This window comes from Ralstonia sp. UNC404CL21Col (assembly GCF_000620465.1).
GTDB classification, from domain to species: domain Bacteria; phylum Pseudomonadota; class Gammaproteobacteria; order Burkholderiales; family Burkholderiaceae; genus Ralstonia; species Ralstonia flatus.
In genome coordinates, this window is sequence record NZ_JIBE01000004.1 from 742,033 (window position 1) to 758,110 (window position 16,078).

General features: G+C 65.5%; 11 protein-coding genes. 4 read left to right on the plus strand and 7 right to left on the minus strand.

Going from position 1 to position 16,078, the window contains the following annotated elements; translation table 11 throughout:
• Positions 1 to 18: 18 nt before the first annotated feature.
• The gene (locus N511_RS0111445; RefSeq protein ID WP_027679415.1) at positions 19 to 1,407 is read left to right on the plus strand and encodes an amidohydrolase family protein; all 1,389 of its coding nucleotides are present in this window, start codon (positions 19 to 21) and stop codon (positions 1,405 to 1,407) included.
• Between the two features lie 4 nt (positions 1,408 to 1,411).
• Here N511_RS0111445 and N511_RS0111450 read toward each other — a convergent pair whose 3' ends face one another.
• The 4 genes from N511_RS0111450 to cphA (N511_RS0111465) all read right to left on the minus strand — a co-directional run bounded on the left by N511_RS0111450 (position 1,412) and on the right by cphA (N511_RS0111465) (position 8,430).
• On the minus strand, positions 1,412 to 1,924 hold the full coding sequence (locus N511_RS0111450; RefSeq protein WP_027679416.1) for a GNAT family N-acetyltransferase: 513 nt from the start codon (positions 1,922 to 1,924) through the stop codon (positions 1,412 to 1,414).
• On the minus strand, positions 1,921 to 2,502 hold the full coding sequence (locus tag N511_RS0111455; protein WP_027679417.1) for a flavin reductase family protein: 582 nt from the start codon (positions 2,500 to 2,502) through the stop codon (positions 1,921 to 1,923). The genes N511_RS0111450 and N511_RS0111455 overlap by 4 nt, the downstream gene beginning before the upstream one ends.
• Positions 2,503 to 3,148: 646 nt before the next feature.
• Positions 3,149 to 5,716, minus strand: coding sequence for a cyanophycin synthetase (gene cphA, locus N511_RS0111460; protein ID WP_027679418.1), 2,568 nt, complete (start codon positions 5,714 to 5,716; stop codon positions 3,149 to 3,151).
• Between the two features lie 53 nt (positions 5,717 to 5,769).
• Positions 5,770 to 8,430 carry a cyanophycin synthetase gene (gene cphA / locus N511_RS0111465; protein ID WP_027679419.1) on the minus strand — a complete coding sequence of 887 codons (2,661 nt, stop codon included), beginning with the start codon at positions 8,428 to 8,430 and terminating at the stop codon, positions 5,770 to 5,772.
• Between the two features lie 289 nt (positions 8,431 to 8,719).
• Between cphA (N511_RS0111465) and N511_RS0111470 the strand changes: the two genes are divergently transcribed.
• Positions 8,720 to 11,026, plus strand: coding sequence for a cyanophycin metabolism-associated ABC transporter (locus tag N511_RS0111470; RefSeq protein WP_027679420.1), 2,307 nt, complete (start codon positions 8,720 to 8,722; stop codon positions 11,024 to 11,026).
• A 22-nt stretch (positions 11,027 to 11,048) separates the two neighbouring features.
• A complete protein-coding gene (locus N511_RS0111475; RefSeq protein ID WP_197032043.1) occupies positions 11,049 to 11,519 on the plus strand; it encodes a cyanophycin metabolism-associated DUF1854 family protein in 471 nt (156 codons plus the stop codon).
• Between the two features lie 70 nt (positions 11,520 to 11,589).
• Here the strand turns inward: N511_RS0111475 and N511_RS0111480 are convergent, their stop codons facing one another.
• Positions 11,590 to 12,732, minus strand: coding sequence for a serine hydrolase domain-containing protein (locus tag N511_RS0111480; RefSeq protein WP_027679422.1), 1,143 nt, complete (start codon positions 12,730 to 12,732; stop codon positions 11,590 to 11,592).
• 205 nt (positions 12,733 to 12,937) lie between these two features.
• On the opposite strand from N511_RS0111480, the gene N511_RS0111485 reads away from it, so the two are divergent.
• Positions 12,938 to 14,551, plus strand: a complete 1,614-nt coding sequence (locus N511_RS0111485; protein ID WP_012430093.1) for a glucan biosynthesis protein — start codon at positions 12,938 to 12,940, stop codon at positions 14,549 to 14,551.
• Positions 14,552 to 14,614: 63 nt separating this feature from the next.
• On the opposite strand, the gene N511_RS0111490 is transcribed toward N511_RS0111485, so the two are convergent.
• Both N511_RS0111490 and blaOXA read right to left on the minus strand, forming a co-directional pair.
• Positions 14,615 to 15,058, minus strand: coding sequence for a hypothetical protein (locus N511_RS0111490; protein WP_027679423.1), 444 nt, complete (start codon positions 15,056 to 15,058; stop codon positions 14,615 to 14,617).
• A 168-nt stretch (positions 15,059 to 15,226) separates the two neighbouring features.
• Positions 15,227 to 16,042: an OXA-60 family carbapenem-hydrolyzing class D beta-lactamase gene (blaOXA, locus tag N511_RS0111495; protein WP_027679424.1), complete on the minus strand. Its 816-nt coding sequence runs from the start codon at positions 16,040 to 16,042 to the stop codon at positions 15,227 to 15,229.
• Positions 16,043 to 16,078: the final 36 nt, after the last annotated feature.

Here is a 16,078-nt window from a genome sequence, read left to right on the forward strand (position 1 = left end):
TTTCCAATGGACATTTCCATGCACAACACGCCTCAAGACATCCTCATCCGCCGCCCCATGGCCGTCATGACCGGCCTGCGCGGTGACGCCGCACGCGCCGGTGCGGTCGATATCCGCATCGCCGGGGGCCGCATCGCCGAGATGGGCGCAGACCTCACGCCCCGCCCCGGCGAGCGCGTCATCGACGCCAGCGACTGCATCGTCTACCCGGGCTGGATCAACACGCACCATCACCTGTTCCAGAACCTGCTCAAGGCCGTGCCGGAAGGCATGAACCAGGACCTGCAGGGGTGGCTGGCCAGCGTGCCGTATCCGCGCCTGCCGCTGTTCACGCCCGAGCTGATGCGCACGGCTGCGCGCCTGGGCATGGCGGAGCTTCTGCTGTCGGGCGCCACCACCTGCGCCGACCACCACTACCTCTATCACGCAGGCGGCGGCACCGAATCGGGCGACATGCTGTTCGACGTGGCAGACGAGTTCGGCATGCGCTTCGTGCTGTGCCGCGGCGGCGCCATCGAATCGGCCAGCAGCCACCCGGGCTTCTCGAAGACGGCGCTGCGGCCTGAAACGCTCGACCAGATGCTGGCCGACATCGAGCGGCTCAAACACCGCTATCACGACGACGCCCCCGATTCGATGCGCCGCGTGGCGGTGGCACCGACCACACCGACGTTCTCATTGCCGCCGGCATTGCTGGTCGAGCTGGCCCATGCGGCGCGCGGCATGCACTTGCGCATGCATACGCATTTGTCGGAGACCGACAACTACGTTCGCTTCTGCCGCGAGAAATACAACTGTCTACCGGTGGAGTTCGTGGCCGAGCACGAGTGGCTGGGCCCGGACGTCTGGTTTGCGCACCTCGTGCACCTGCAGCCGTCGGAGATTCGCATGCTGGCCCAGACGGGCAGCGGCATCGCGCACTGCCCCGTCAGCAACAGCCGGCTGGGCAGCGGCATCGCGCCGGTACCGCAACTGGCCGCGGCCGGCGTGCCGGTGTCATTGGGCGTGGATGGCGTAGCGTCCAACGAATCGGGCAGCATGACCGGCGAGGTCAACACCGCCTGGCTGATCCACCGTGCCGCGCAAGGCGCCAGTGCCACCACTGCTGAAGATGTCATTCACTGGGCCACCGCAGGCGGCGCACGCGTGCTCGGCTTGAGTGAAGTCGGCACGCTGCAGGTCGGGCAAGCAGCCGATCTGGTGCTCTACGACATCAACCATCCGCGCTTCTACGGCTTCCACGACCCCGCGCTCGCGCCCGTGGTGGCCGGCGAGCCCATTGCCGTGCGCACCAGCATCATCGGCGGCCGTGTCGTGGTGGACGAAGGTGTGGTGTGCGGGCTGGATGTGGCACGCATCCGCGCTGAAGCCCGCCAGGGTGTGGCGGACTTGATGGCATGCGCCTGACGGTTTAGACGTCGAGTCGCAGCGCCATGTGCTCTTCGTCGTAGAAGCGATCACCGACACGCATGGCGCGGCGCTCGATGCCGAAGGTCTCGAAACCCGCGTTGCGATACAGCGCTTGCGCACGCGGGTTTTCGGCATTGACACACAGGTGGATCTGCAACACGCGCGCCGCACGCGCATGCGCAATGGCGGCGTCGAGCAGACGGGCCGCAATACCGCCCCGCCGATGTGCCGGGTCAACAAACACGCCCCACAGCACGGCCTTGCGGGCAACCTGCGCCAGCGGCTCGCGACGCAGTCCGGCAATGCCGATCAGCTCCGGCCCCGCAAATGCACCGAACACGATCTGATGCTCGGTCGCCCGGATGCGGTTACGGGTTTCCTCCAGCGTGCGGCCCGACTCTTCATCGTGCGTCGGCCAGATAGCGGTCGGCGAATCCTCAATGGCTTTCAGGCGCAGGGCCTTGAACGCTGCCGCATCCTCAACGATCAACGGGCGGATGGCGATGTCGCTCATGGCTGTTTGGCCTCCACGGTAAATGCATCGCCGGTTTCGAAGAACGCGCCGCCCGCCAGGTAATGCACGGTCTTGCTGCCCGCATCGGTAAAGTGCCAGCGGCCGTTGCTGAACAGCGCCGGGTCCGCCCAGGCGGCGGTCACTTCAGCAATGAAGAGGTCGTAGCGCTTCTCGTTGTGCGGTTCGGGAATGACACGGCATTCCAGCCACCCTGCGCAGCCTGCGACGAGCGGCACATCGATCGTGCGGGCTGGCACCGTGGCCAGGCCGAGCGCATCGAACTTGTCGCCGTCCCGGCCAGACAGCGTGCCCACCGTGAGCGTGGTCTCGGCAATTGCGCGGGTGGGAATGTTGAGCGCAAACACGCCCGAGGCTTCGATCAGCTCGCGTGTGAGCGTGCGGCTGTCGACCACGACCAGCACCTTGGGCGGGTCAAAGTCGAGCGGCATCGCCCAGGCTGCTGCCATGACGTTGCGCACGCCGTTGTGGGCGCTGGTGACCAGCGTGGTCGGGCCGTGGTTCAGGAGGCGGTAGGACTTTGCGAGCTCTACTGGGGCGAGTGTGATGGGGTTGGGCATGATGGCGCAGGGACTCAGGGGGAGACGTCATCATAGGGCAATGGTGTTGGAGGGGGTGGGCGGGGGTTTCTGCCTTGTTCTTTTGTTGTTGGTGCATCCCTTGTTTCATCCCCTGCCGGGGCTGACTCACTTTCTTTGGTCTTGCCCAAAGAAAGTAAGCAAAGAAATGCGCGCCCGAGATGGCGAAACATTCCTTGAATTTATGTCGCAGGGAGGGAGGGGAGGCAAACTCGCTGCGCTCAGACAGCCTCCCCTCTTTTTCCTCCCTGCAACAGAAATTCAAGGCGCCATCTAGGGCAGGAAAGTCAAAGGACAAAAGCCGAACCATCTGGGCACAGGCCCAAACGACAAAGGCCAACCGCGCGATGGGTTGGCCTTTCTCTTTTGACGTTGAGCCCTTGATGGCGCCTTGAATTTTCGTAAGCGGGCGGAAAAAAGGCGGGGAACTGTCTGAGCGCAGCGAGTTTTCCCCGCCTCCGCCCGGTTACGCAAATTCAAGGAGTCTTTCGCCATCTCGGGCGCGCCTTTCTTTTGCCTACTTTTCTTTGGCAAGACAAAGAAAAGTAGGTCGTGCCCGGCAGGGTACGAAACAGGGATGCACCACAAAAACAAAACCCGGCGAACCCCCATCAAAGGGGGCCAAAACTCATTCCGCAACGCGCCGCGCAATATGCTCCAGCGCCTCCTCCACCTGATCAATCAAAATCAGGCAGAGATCACCGGGCTGCAACCGCCCCAGCGCGGTGTCGATGGCCAAAAATTCACCACGGATTTCCTCAACACGGCTCGTGCGCGAGGCACCCTGCAGCCCTTCGCGCAGCAACGCAAGCACCTCACCGTCAGCACGCCCACGCTGGCATTGGTCTTCGTACAGCACGACATCGTCAAACACGCCGCCAAGAATCTGCGTCTGCTTGCGGATATCTTCGTCGCGGCGGTCGCCGGCGCCGCTGATGACCACCATGCGGCGCTGCGCCGGCATGGTTCCCACTGCGTTGCACAGCGCCTGGATGGCATCCGGGTTGTGGCCGTAGTCGGCAATGAGCGTCGCGCCCTTGTAGTCGAACAGGTTGAAGCGGCCCGGCGCGGTAGCGGCGTCATTCACGAAGGTGGCGAGGCCGCGGCGGATGATCGTCCAGTCGATGCCAAGTGCCCATGCAGCGGCAATCGACGACATCGCGTTCTCCACCTGGAAGCCGATCGTGCCGTTGCGCGTGAGCGGAATGTCGGCCAGTGCGATGCGCGTTTCGTTCCCACCTTCGGTAGCCACAATCTCGGCGCCATCGACAAACACCACGCGCTTGCCCTGTGCGCGGTGCAGCGCCATGGTCGGCAGGCCCGGATCGTGCGCGAAGAACGTGACCGAACCCGGGCAGCCGTCGGCCATGCGCGCGACCATCTGGTCGGCTGCATTGAGCACCGCCATGCCGCGCGGCGCCACGTTCTGCACGATCACGCTCTTGAGCACAGCCAGGTCTTCCACCGTGCTGATGTAGTTGAGGCCCAGATGGTCGCCTTCGCCCACGTTTGTCACTACCGCCACGTCGCAGCGGTCGAACGCGAGACCTTCGCGCAGCAGGCCACCGCGCGCGGTTTCGAAGACAGCGGCGTCTACGTCCGGATGCAGCAGCACGTTGCGCGCGCTGCGCGGGCCGCTGCAGTCGCCGGTGTCGATGCGCTGGCCCTGGATGTACACACCATCGGTGCCGGTCATGCCCATGCGCAGGCCGCTGGACGCCAGCAGATGGGTAATCAGGCGCACGGTGGTCGTCTTGCCGTTGGTACCGGACACCGCCACCACGGGAATGCGGCCGTCGTCGCCATCGGCAAACATCGTCGAGACGATGGCCTCGCCCACCGCGCGGCCCTTGCCGTACGAGGGCTGCAAATGCATGCGCAAACCCGGCGCGGCGTTGACTTCCACGATGCCGCCGGCCTGGTCCTCGAACGGCTTGAGCATCGTTTCGCACACGGCGTCCACGCCGCAGATGTCGAGGCCGACCATCTGCGCTGCCGCCACGGCACGCGCCGCGATGGCGGGGTGCACGTCGTCGGTCACGTCGGTGGCTGTGCCGCCCGTGGAGAGATTCGCGTTATTGCGCAACACCACGCGCGTGCCCTTGGGCGGCACGGCGTCGGCGCTCAGGCCCTGTTTGGCGAGCGTGGCCAGCGCAATGTCGTCAAAGCGGATTTTCGTGAGCGACGTGGCATGCCCTTCGCCGCGTCGCGGGTCGCGGTTTACTTCGTCGACCAGCTCACGCACGGTGTGCTTGCCGTCGCCAATGACTTGTGGCGGATCGCGGCGTGCGGCGGCCACCAAGTGCTTGCCCACCACGAGCAGGCGGAAATCGTGGCCGGGGATGTAGCGCTCGACAATCACGTCCGACGAAATGTCGGCCGCGACCTCATAGGCCGTCATCACTTCTTCGCGCGTGCGAATGCGCACGGCCACGCCCTTGCCCTGGTTGCCGTCGCGCGGCTTGACCACGACCGGGCCATGGATTTCCTGCGCGGCTTCCCACGCCTCTTCGGCGCTGCGCACCGAACGGCCCAGCGGTACCGGCACGCCGGCCGCGTGCAACAGGGTCTTCGTCAGATCCTTGTCCTGCGCAATGGATTCGGCCACGGCGCTGGTCATGTCGGTTTCGGCGGCTTGGATACGGCGCTGCTTGCTGCCCCAACCAAATTGCACCATCGAGCCCTGCGTGAGACGGCGGTACGGAATCCCGCGCGCCACGGCGGCGTAGACGATGGAGCCGGTGCTGGGGCCCAGGCGCACGTCTTCGTCCAGCTCGCGCAGGCGGTGCAGCGCGTCGTCCAGATCGAACGGCTGGTCGTCGCGTGCGGCCAGGCAAAGTTGGCCGGCCAGCTCGAATGCCAGTCGGCCCACCTCCTCTTCGCTGTATTCCACGACGACCTGATACGTGCCAGGTTCGAGCGTGGGCTCGGTGTGGCTGAACGTCACCGGGCAACCGGCGGCAGCTTGCAGGCCCAGCGCCGCGGCTTCCAGCGCGTGCGCAATCGATGGCGCATCGGCTTCGTCATCCGGGCGCAACGGGCCAATCGCCGGAAAGCGCGCGCGCAGGCGGTCTTCAAAGCCCGGCAGTTCGGCCAGCAGTTGGGATTGATCCGAGCAGGCCACGATGGCTTCGATGGCCGTATGGCGGCACCAGAGGTTTGGGCCGCGCAAGGCCCGGATACGAGAGACTTCCATGCAATCAGCTTTCCGTTGTGCTTTGGGCGTTCTGTTGGATTCAGGCCCGATCGTCAGTTCTGGGATTCGGCGCGGCCCATCCACTGGTGTACCTGCTCGACGGTGCCCTCGATGGCGCACTCGTCGCATTGCAGGACCAGCAGGTCGCCTGCCGTGAGCTGCGAGAGCGCCGCATCCACGACATCCCGGCGCTTGGCCCCTTCGACGACGACTTCAGCCACGCGACCGCCTGCCTGCAACCCTTGCTTGAGCAGCGCGCGTGCTTGGCGATCGAACTCGGCATCGGTGCGCTTGACGCTGGCGTCTTCGCATAGCAGCACGCGATCGAACGTCTGGCCGATGACGGTGCCTTGCGCAATCAGGTCTTCGTCGCGACGTTGCAACCCGGCGCCAAATACAAGCGTGCGGCGCTCGGCCGGGAAGTTGTCCAGCGCAGTGGCCAAAGCTTCCAGCGCCGAGGCGTTGTGCGCGTCATCCACCACGATGGTGGCGCCGTGGTGCTGGAACAGCGTGAAGCGGCCCGGCACGTCGACCTGACCCACATCGAAAGTCAGGATGCCGGCGCGCATCAGGTCGTTCGAAATGCCCAGCGCCCAACCCGTCGCCACGGCCGCCAGCACGTTTTCCAGCTGGAACGGCACGCGGCCGGCGTAGGTCAGCGGAATGGAGGACACGTCGGCCAGCGCCAGTTCGGTCGGGCCGGTGGCGAGCACCACCTTGCCGTCGCGCACGAACACAGCCCGCTTGCCCGCGGCGCGGTGCTCAGTAATGGCCGGCAGATCGCCCGACAACGCGAAGAAGATCACATCGCCGTCGCACAGATCGGCCATTTCAACGAGACGCGCATCGGCGGCATTCAGCACGCCGACGCCGGTCTTGAGCACAACGTCGATCTGCGTGCGCAGGACGCTATACATGCGGTCTTCATCTTCGACGTAGAAGTCGCCCAGGTGATCGGGCTTGCCGAAGTTGGTGACCACACCCACCTGGCAGCGGTCATACGGCAGCCCCTGCGAGAGGATCATGCCGCTGTCGCTCTCGAACACGGCCGCTTCCACGGCGCGGTTCATCAGGATGCGATGGCAGGCGTCCCATGCGGCGCGGTCGGTGCGCGCGCCGGATTCCACCTGGCGGCGATCGAGGTAGAGGCCGTCGCTGCAGCCCAGCCCCGTGTGCCTGCCCGACAGTTGCAGCATCTGCGCGACGAGCTTGGCCACGATGGTCTTGCCGTTGGTGCCCGTGATGCCGACGATGGGAATGCGGCCATCGTCCTGCGCGCCGTCCTTGCCGGAAAACAGGTGATCGACAATCGCGCGGCCCACCGGGCGTGGTTCGCCCTGTGCCGGCCGGATGTGCATCAGCAACCCGGGCCCGGCGTTGACTTCGACAATGGCGCCACGCTGCTCATCCAGCGGGCGCGAGATGTCGTCGGCCACCAGGTCCACGCCGGCAATGTCGAGCCCGACCACGCGTGCGGCCAGCGATGCATGGGCGGCCACGCTCGGGTGCACGCGGTCGGTCACGTCAAAGGCGACGTTGCCGTTGCGCTGGATCAGCACGCTGCGGCCCGCGGGCGGCACGGCGCTGCCGTCGGCATAGCCCTGGCGCTTGAGTTCGAGCCGCGCGGCGGAATCCAGGCGCACGCAGTTCAGGGGGTGTTCTTCGGTGTTGCCGCGGCGCGGGTCGGAGTTGATCTGCGATTCGATCAGTTCTTCGATGGTCGAAGTGCCGTCGCCGACCACCGACGCGGTCTCGCCCATCGCCGCCGCCGCCACGCGGCCGCCCACCACCAGCAGGCGGTGTTCGTTGCCGGAGACGAAGCGCTCGACGATCACGCCGTTGCCTTCCTCGATGGCCACGGCGTAGGCCGTCTCCACCTCTTCGCGCGTCATCAGGTTCGTGAACACGCCGCGGCCGTGGTTGCCGTCGTACGGCTTGACGACCACCGGCACGCCGATGTCTTCGGCCGCGTCCCAGGCGTCTTCGGCGCTGTCGACCATGCGGCCTTCCGGCACCGGCACGCCGCACGACTGCAGCAGGCTCTTGGTCAGGTCCTTGTCGCGCGAGATCGATTCGGCGATGGCGCTGGTGCGGTCGGTTTCGGCCGTCCAGATGCGGCGCTGGCGAGCGCCGTAGCCGAGCTGCACAAGGTTGCCGTCCGACAGGCGGATCGACGGGATGTTGCGGTCATCGGCGGCATCGACGATGCAGGCGGTGCTGGGGCCGAGGCAATGTTCGTCCACCAGGTCGCGCAGCGTTTCGACGGCGGCGTCCACGTCGTACGGGCGGTCTTCGATGGCCGCCATGACCAGATCACGGGCGGCGAACAGGGCAGCGCGGGTCACGTCTTCGTGCCATGCGCGGACGATCACCTTGTAGACGCCGCGCACCGGCGTCTCGCGCGCCTTGCCGAAACCGCCAGGCATGCCGGCCAGGTTCTGCAGCTCGAGGGTGACGTGTTCCAGGATGTGGCCGGGCCAGGTGCCTTCCTTCAGACGCATCAGGAAGCCACCGCGCACGCCGGGGCTGCAGCGGTGCTCGATCAGCGTGGGCAGCCATGTCGACAGACGCTCGTAGAACCCCGGAATCGTGTTGGAAGGGAAATCCTCCAGTTCACCAATATCGACCCATGCCTCCAGCACTGGCCGATATGTCCACATATTCGGGCCGCGCAGCGACATGACATCGAGAATCTCAATGTCCTTCTTCTTCATTGAATTTGCTTGGAAGCAGGGGGCGATGTACCCGTGAATTGGTCCGTGAAATCGAACCGTTACCTTTCAATAACGTTACAACGGCGTCGGCGTTGACGTCTTGAGCCCGGAGTGCGTTGTGCAGCGCACCAAATGCCGTGCTGGCGTGGCTATGTATACTTGCGAGCAAAATTTGCAGGCCGCAACAATTGCGACGCTGCACTCCTGCCTCGATTTATGTTCGTCCTTTTCCCGTTTTGGGCTGTTTTTTGGCCATTTGGACGCGCTTTTTGAATTCTTTGCGCCACTGATGACCCAGTCCTCCCCATCGTCCGCCCCCATCGTCGCCAGCGCTCAGGAACCCTGGAGTGTCGTGCTGGCCCCGAGCCTCGCTCCAGAAGAAACCGTCCTGGCCGGGCTGCAGCTGGATTTGGACGCAAGGCTGCATTTTACCCGCGGGTGGCTGGTTGTTACGAACCGCCGCCTGGTCGGCCAAGCGCCCGGTGAAAAGGATTTGCAAAGCTGGGACATCGCTCCTGGCATGACGCTTGCCCATAGCGACCACGCCGGCGTAGGCACGCTGGAGCTGTCCGACGGACAGCGCCGGCTGGCCAGCTGGCGCTACACCCTGGGCCGCAACACCGACGCGCTGCGGCTGGCCGACGCCTTTGACGCCCAGCGCAACGCCTTGGCCACCGGCGCCCAGGCCGCGCAGCCCGACGCAGAGGTCTGCCCGACCTGCAAGGCGCCCCTGCCGCCCGGCGAAGACAACTGCCCGCAATGCAGCCGTGAACTGGAGCAGCCGCCCTCGACCTGGGCGCTGCTGCGCCTGTGGCGCTTTGCCCGGCCGTATCGGTGGGAATTGCTGGCCGGCTTCGCCCTGCTGCTGATCGGCACGGCCGCCACGCTGGTGCCGCCGTACCTGACGATGCCGTTGATGGACAAGGTGCTGATTCCCTACCAGAACGGGCAACCCGTCGATTACCGGCTGGTGACGCTCTATCTGTCGGGCCTGTTTGGCGCCGCGCTGGTGGCGTGGGTGCTAGGCTGGGCGCGCACCTATCTGCTGGCGCGCGTGTCCGAGCGCATCAGCGCCGACCTGCGCACGACCACCTACGAGCACCTGCTCAAGCTGTCGCTGGAATACTTTGGCGGCAAGCGCACCGGCGACCTCATGGCGCGCATCGGTTCGGAAAGCGACCGCATCAGCGTGTTCCTGTCATTGCACCTGCTCGATTTCGCCACCGATGTGCTGATGATCGCGATGACGGCCGTCATCCTGGTTTCGATCGACCCGTGGCTGGCGCTCGTCACGCTCGTGCCGCTGCCGTTCATCGCGTGGATGATCCACCTGGTGCGCGACCGCCTGCGCCACGGCTTCGAGAAGATCGACCGGATCTGGTCGGAAATCACCAACGTGCTGGCCGACACGATCCCGGGCATCCGGGTGGTCAAGGCCTTTGCCCAGGAAAAGCGCGAAGTGACGCGCTTTGCCGAGGCCAACAAGCACAACCTGGCGATCAACGATCGTGTCAACGCGGTGTGGTCGCTGTTTACCCCGACCGTCACGCTGCTGACCGAAGTCGGCCTGCTGGTGGTGTGGATCTTCGGCATCTGGCAGGTGAGCCACGATGCGATCACCGTCGGTGTGCTGGTGGCGTTCCTGACCTATATCAGCCGCTTCTACACGCGCCTGGATTCCATGAGCCGCATCGTGTCCGTCACGCAGAAGGCGGCGGCGGGCGCCAAGCGCATCTTCGACATTCTCGACCACGTATCGAGCGTGCCGGAGCCGGCAAAGCCCGTGCACATCGAGAAGGTGAACGGCGCGATCGAGCTGCGCGACCTGGGCTTCCGCTACGGCAACCGCGCGGTGATCCGCGGCCTGAACCTGTCGATCCAGCCGGGCGAGATGATCGGGCTGGTTGGGCACAGCGGCTCGGGCAAGAGCACGCTCGTCAACCTGATCTGCCGCTTCTACGATGTGTCGGAAGGCGCGATCCGCCTGGACGGCACCGACATCCGTTCGCTGCCCGTCTCGGAATTCCGCCGCAACATCGGCCTGGTGCTGCAGGAGCCGTTCCTATTCTTCGGGACGATTGCCGACAACATCGCCTACGGCAAGCCCGACGCCACGCGCGAAGAGATCATCGCCGCCGCACGTGCCGCCCATGCGCACGAGTTCATCCTGCGCCTGCCGCACGGCTATGACTCGCTGGTGGGCGAACGCGGCCAGGCGCTGTCGGGCGGCGAGCGGCAGCGCATTTCGATTGCGCGCGCGCTGCTCATCAACCCGCGCATCCTGATCATGGACGAGGCCACGTCTTCCGTGGACACGACCACCGAGAAGGAAATCCAGAAGGCGCTCGACAACCTCGTGCAGGGCCGCACAACCATTGCCATCGCGCACCGTTTGTCGACGCTGCGCAAGGCAGATCGCCTGGTCGTCATGGATCGCGGTCAGATCGTCGAAGTGGGCAACCACGATGAGCTGCTCGCGCGCGAAGGGGCGTACTACAAGCTGTATCAGGCGCAGGCCCGCAATGTCGACGCCGACACCGATCTGACCAGCGACGGCGAGCGCGTGGACGCCGCCGCGCCGGCTTACGCGCAGTGATCCCTTATCCGAAATGACTGCGATGCAAACGCCCGATTTCGCTCTGAGCCGCAACGGCTTCGGCAAGCTTGTCATGACCCTGGCCGACGGCACCGTCCATGAAGGCGTGGTGCCCGTGCGCGCCTTCCCCATCTCCGCCGCCGACGAGGGCTTGAGCCTGATGAGCACCGACGGCCGCGAGCTGGCATGGATCCCGCACCCGGCAGCGCTGCCCGCGCCGATGCGTGCGCTGATCGACGCCGAACTCGGCGCGCGTGAGTTCATGCCCGAGATCCGCAAGATCGTCGGCGTATCGACCTACGCCACGCCGAGCACGTGGACGGTGCAGACCGACCGCGGCCAGACTGACTTGGTGCTGCGCGGCGAAGAAGACATCCGCCGCCTGACCGGCACCACGCTGCTCATCTCCGACAGCCACGGCATCCACTACCTGATCCGCGATCTGCTGTCGCTCGACAAGCACAGCCGCAAGATCCTCGACCGGTTCCTGTAGGGCCGGGTCAACCGCTCAACCGCTCAACCGCTCAACCGCTCAACCGTGCAGCCGCGTAGCCGCGGAGCCGTTAATGCGGCGCCGGCTGTACGGCGGTCATCACGTCGTTGAGCAGGTTTTCGGCCTGCGTCCAGATTGCCCGCTGGTTGTAATCGCCCGCCGTGATGACGACCACCATGTCTAGGCCCGGCACGATCCACAGGCGCTGGCCGCCGTTGCCGATGCCGCCGATCCACGCGTATTCGGCGCCGCCCGCCGCCACCTTGCCGAGCCACCACTGATAGCCGTACTGCATGCCCATGCCCGTGTCGATGTGGGGCGCCGTTGATTCGGCAATCCACTCGGCGGGCACGAGTTGCCGCCCATTCCATTGACCGTGCTGCAGCACGAGCTGGCCGATGCGTGCCAGGTCTCGAGGCCGCAGGCGGACGCCGGCAAACGCCAGCGGGCGGCCGCGGTAGTCATCGACCCATTCCCAGTCGGTGATGCCCAGCGGTTCGAACAGCTGTCTGCGCGCGTACTCCGGCAACGGCATGCCGACGCGCTCCGCCAGCAGCAGCGCCAGCACCGCCGTGTTGCCGCCGTTGTAGTTGAATTGCGAGCCCGCCGGCGCTGCAATCGGCCGGTCAAACACGTAGTGCGCCTGAGACGTGTGCCAGAACAATCCGAACTCGTCGTTGTTGAACAGGCTCGTCGCACGCCATTCGTTCCAGGCCAGGCCGCTCGACATCGACAGCATCTGGGACAGCGTGATCGCTTCGCGGCCGTCGCGATTCAGCTCCGCCAGCGCCGGAAACAGCGACAGCACCGGCGTGTCGAGCGGCGGCGTCTTGCCCTGCCCCTGCGCAATGCCCCACAGCAGGCTGGTCACCGATTTGCTGATCGAGCGAACGTCGTGAAGCGTGCTGGCGTCGAACGTGCGCGTGGTGCGGAACAGGTCCTTCACCCGCTCGTCCTTGCCTGCACGATAGACCTCCGCGACCAGGCGTCCATGTCGCACCACGAGCAGGCTGTGGACATTGATATCGGCGTCTGCAACCTTGTGCAGGACGGCACAGAGCTTGCGGGCGTCGAAACCCGCCGCGGCCGGTTCCGCCTCGATTTGCCAGCCGTCGTTCAACGGGGCAGGCGCGTCGCAAGGTGCCGCCTGCGCGCTGCATAACGCGCAGGCCAATGCCAAAGCGATGCCGATGCTGCGAAAGCGTTGCGTCATCCGAGCCCCCAGGTCGATGTGCCGCCAAGTATCGCAACCGGCACTTCAAGGCGCAAACCCGCTGCGACGAACGGTCGATTTGGCCGCCTGGGCCGCCTGGGCCGCGACGGATCGGCCATCCGGACGACCCTCAGCCCGCGTCGGAACCCCGGTGCGCGTTACCATGTCGGACCATTCTTATTCACCCGCTACATCACAGGCACCTATGGTCACACGTCGAACCCTTCTTGCCTCCGCCTCGGTTACCGCCACGCTGGCAGCCCTCGGCATCACGCCCGAAGCGCTGGCCGCCGATCGCGTCAAGCTCGGCGATGCCGCGCCGTTTTCTTTCGATGCACTGATCGAGCGCGCCCGCACGATGGCCGGCAAGCCGTACACGCCGCCTGCCACGGCGCCGGCCGACATCCTGTCCAAGATCGACTACGAAGCGCACGGCAAGATCAAGTTCGACACCGCCCACGCGCTGTTTGCTGACGGCCCCGGCCAGTTTCCGGTGACGTTCTTCCATCTGGGCACGTTCTTCCGCGCGCCGGTGCGCATGCACGTGGTGGAAAAAGGCGCCGCACGCGAAATCGTTTACGACGAGTCGTACTTCGACATGCCTGCCGACAGCCCGGCGCGCAAACTGCCGCGCGGCAGCGGCTTTGCCGGTTTCCGCTTCCAGGAAAGCCGCCTCGGCGACCAGAAAAAACTCGACTGGAAGAAGAACGACTGGGTCGCCTTCCTGGGCGCGTCGTACTTCCGCGCCATCGGCGAGCTGTATCAGTACGGACTTTCCGCACGCGGCATCGCGCTCGACGTGGCGCAGGCCGGCAAGCCGGAGGAGTTTCCAAACTTCACGCACGTGTGGTTCGACACGCCGGCAGACAACCGCGCCGATTCCGTGACGATCTATACGCTGCTCGACGGCCCGAGCATCACCGGCGCATACCGCTTCGTGATGCACCGCACGAAGGGCGTGGTGATGGACATCGACACGGCCATCTTCCTGCGCAAGGATGTCGACCGCTTCGGCATCGCGCCGGCCACGTCGATGTACTGGTTCTCGGAAACGGCCAAGGGCACCGCCACCGACTGGCGTCCCGAGGTGCACGACTCCGACGGCCTGGCTCTCTGGACCGGCAACGGCGAACGCATCTGGCGCCCGCTGAACGATCCGCCGCGCACGATGGCGTCTGCCTTTGGCGACAACAACCCGCGCGGCTTCGGCCTGCTGCAGCGCGATCGCGATTTCAACAACTACCAAGACGGCGTGCACTACGAGCGCCGCCCGAGCCTGTGGGTCGAGCCGCTGGAAGGCTGGGGCGAAGGCGCCGTGCAGCTGATTGAAATCCCGACCGACGACGAGATCCACGACAACATCGTCGCGATGTGGGTGCCGAAGGCACCGGCGCGTGCGGGCAGCCAGTATCGTCTGCGCTATCGCCTGCACTGGCTGGCCGATGAGCCGTATCCGACGCAACTGGCGCGCTGCGTGGCCACGCGCATGGGCAACGGCGGGCAGCCGGGCCAGCCGCGGCCGCGCGGCGTGCGCAAATTCATGGTCGAGTTCAAGGGCGGCCCGCTGGAGAAGCTGCCGTTCGGCACCAAGCCGGAGGCCGTGCTCAGCACCTCGCGCGGCACGTTCTCGTATGTGTTTACCGAAGCCGTGCCGAATGGCGTGCCGGGGCACTGGCGCGCGCAGTTCGACCTGACGGTCGACGGGAAGGAACCGGTCGACATGCGGCTGTTTTTGCGTGTGGATGGCAAGCCGCTGTCGGAGACGTGGTTGTACCAGTACCACCCGTTCCAATCGCCGGTGGGGCCGGTGGCGTCGTAACGCCGTCGCAACGGTCAATCGCAACAGTCCACAAACAAGGCGGGGATTTCCCCGCCTTTTTCATTACTGGTAGGACAGCGTCACCACCGCCAGCGCTGGCTCCGTCCCCGGCGCGCGCGACAAGGTCAGCGTGCCGTTGTTTGCCATGAGCAGGCTGGCGTTGAAACCGCCGTATTTGGCCAGGACGTCCGCCTTGCTGCGTGCATCGCCCACCCGCAGGGGCCTGAGCGACGATGCCCCACGCGCCTCCACCGACACATCGACCGGCACGGCCCGCACCGCCGTCGAGCGAAAGTCGAGCACCACCTGATCGCCGGACGCGGATGAACGCGCCTGCAAACCCTCGCCCGCGCCCACCGCCCGTAGCGCCGGCTGCACACGGAACCCCGCCTCGACGATGGCGCCCGTGAAATAAATCACGCCGTCCTGGCTGCCGCCCGCAAGCGCGCCACTCGCTCCGACGGCCGTCGTGATGGCGACGGCCATTGCCTTGTAGACCCTGAACATAAGACCCCCCGGATGCTCGCCCCTCGGGCGATGTTTCGCGTCTGGCCCCCTTCCGGCGGACCGCCGCAATAGTTTTTTACGATTTTCATCGTCCTCCGGATCCATCTCATTGTGGAGTGCGGGCATCCCTAATTGCGGGTCAGATAGAGGAACCTACAGGCGCGCGTCTCACGGCGTCGGCCACACCTCCAGGGCCTGCATCAACTGCTTGCCCACCGGAATGCGTTTGGCCATATCGCCCTCGCGCGGCATGTCGATGTTCAGCGCAAACGCATAGACCCGCCCGGCACGCTCGACCCAGCCGACCCACCAACCGATCTCCGGCTGGTATTCGGTGGCGACGCCGGTCTTGGCATACAGCGCGGCATCGCCCTGCTGCTCGATCAACAGCATGCGGTGGACCATGTCCCACGTGCGCGGTTTTACCGGCAACTGCTTGAGGGCCATGCGGCTGGTGAAGCGTGCTTCTTCAAACGCGGAAATCTCCAGCGGGCCACGCAGCCAGAACTGGTCGATCACGCTGCCGAGCTGGCGATTGCCGTAGTCGAACGCGTCGACGTAGGCCTGCATGCGCTCAAACCCAACACGGCGCGCGACTTCCTGATAGATCGGCACGGCCGACAGGCGAATCGCCTCGGGCAACGCCATGTCGTGCTCCCATTGCTTGTAAGGCTGCGGCTTGCCGCCGTAGGGCAGCACTTCCTGATCGTCGCGCACGGCCCCGGTGTCGAAGGCGATCAGGCTGTTCGGAATCTTGAACGTCGATGCCGGATGGATGCGCCGCGCGGCCCGCGCCGGATCGACGACATACGTACGGTCGGCGCTGATGTCTATCAGCACGAAGGTGCCGGAGACGCCGGCGTCGTCGAACACGCGCTTGAGGTCATTGCGCACGACCAGCTCAGCATGAGCGGTGGCGGTGCTGAGGGCAACGGCGCAGGCCGTGAGGCCAAACGCGAAGGTCTTCGACCAGTGAGAGAACATGAGGGGCTCCATGAAATGAGTGAATGGCTGCCGGCT

Coding starts and splice junctions, on each gene's coding strand:
- N511_RS0111445 (WP_027679415.1), top strand. CDS start 19: ATGCACAACACGCCTCAAGACATCCTCATCCGCCGCCCCATGGCCGTC.
- N511_RS0111450 (WP_027679416.1), bottom strand. CDS start 1,924: ATGAGCGACATCGCCATCCGCCCGTTGATCGTTGAGGATGCGGCAGCG.
- N511_RS0111455 (WP_027679417.1), bottom strand. CDS start 2,502: ATGCCCAACCCCATCACACTCGCCCCAGTAGAGCTCGCAAAGTCCTAC.
- cphA (WP_027679418.1), bottom strand. CDS start 5,716: ATGGAAGTCTCTCGTATCCGGGCCTTGCGCGGCCCAAACCTCTGGTGC.
- cphA (WP_027679419.1), bottom strand. CDS start 8,430: ATGAAGAAGAAGGACATTGAGATTCTCGATGTCATGTCGCTGCGCGGC.
- N511_RS0111470 (WP_027679420.1), top strand. CDS start 8,720: ATGACCCAGTCCTCCCCATCGTCCGCCCCCATCGTCGCCAGCGCTCAG.
- N511_RS0111475 (WP_197032043.1), top strand. CDS start 11,049: ATGCAAACGCCCGATTTCGCTCTGAGCCGCAACGGCTTCGGCAAGCTT.
- N511_RS0111480 (WP_027679422.1), bottom strand. CDS start 12,732: ATGACGCAACGCTTTCGCAGCATCGGCATCGCTTTGGCATTGGCCTGC.
- N511_RS0111485 (WP_012430093.1), top strand. CDS start 12,938: ATGGTCACACGTCGAACCCTTCTTGCCTCCGCCTCGGTTACCGCCACG.
- N511_RS0111490 (WP_027679423.1), bottom strand. CDS start 15,058: ATGTTCAGGGTCTACAAGGCAATGGCCGTCGCCATCACGACGGCCGTC.
- blaOXA (WP_027679424.1), bottom strand. CDS start 16,042: ATGTTCTCTCACTGGTCGAAGACCTTCGCGTTTGGCCTCACGGCCTGC.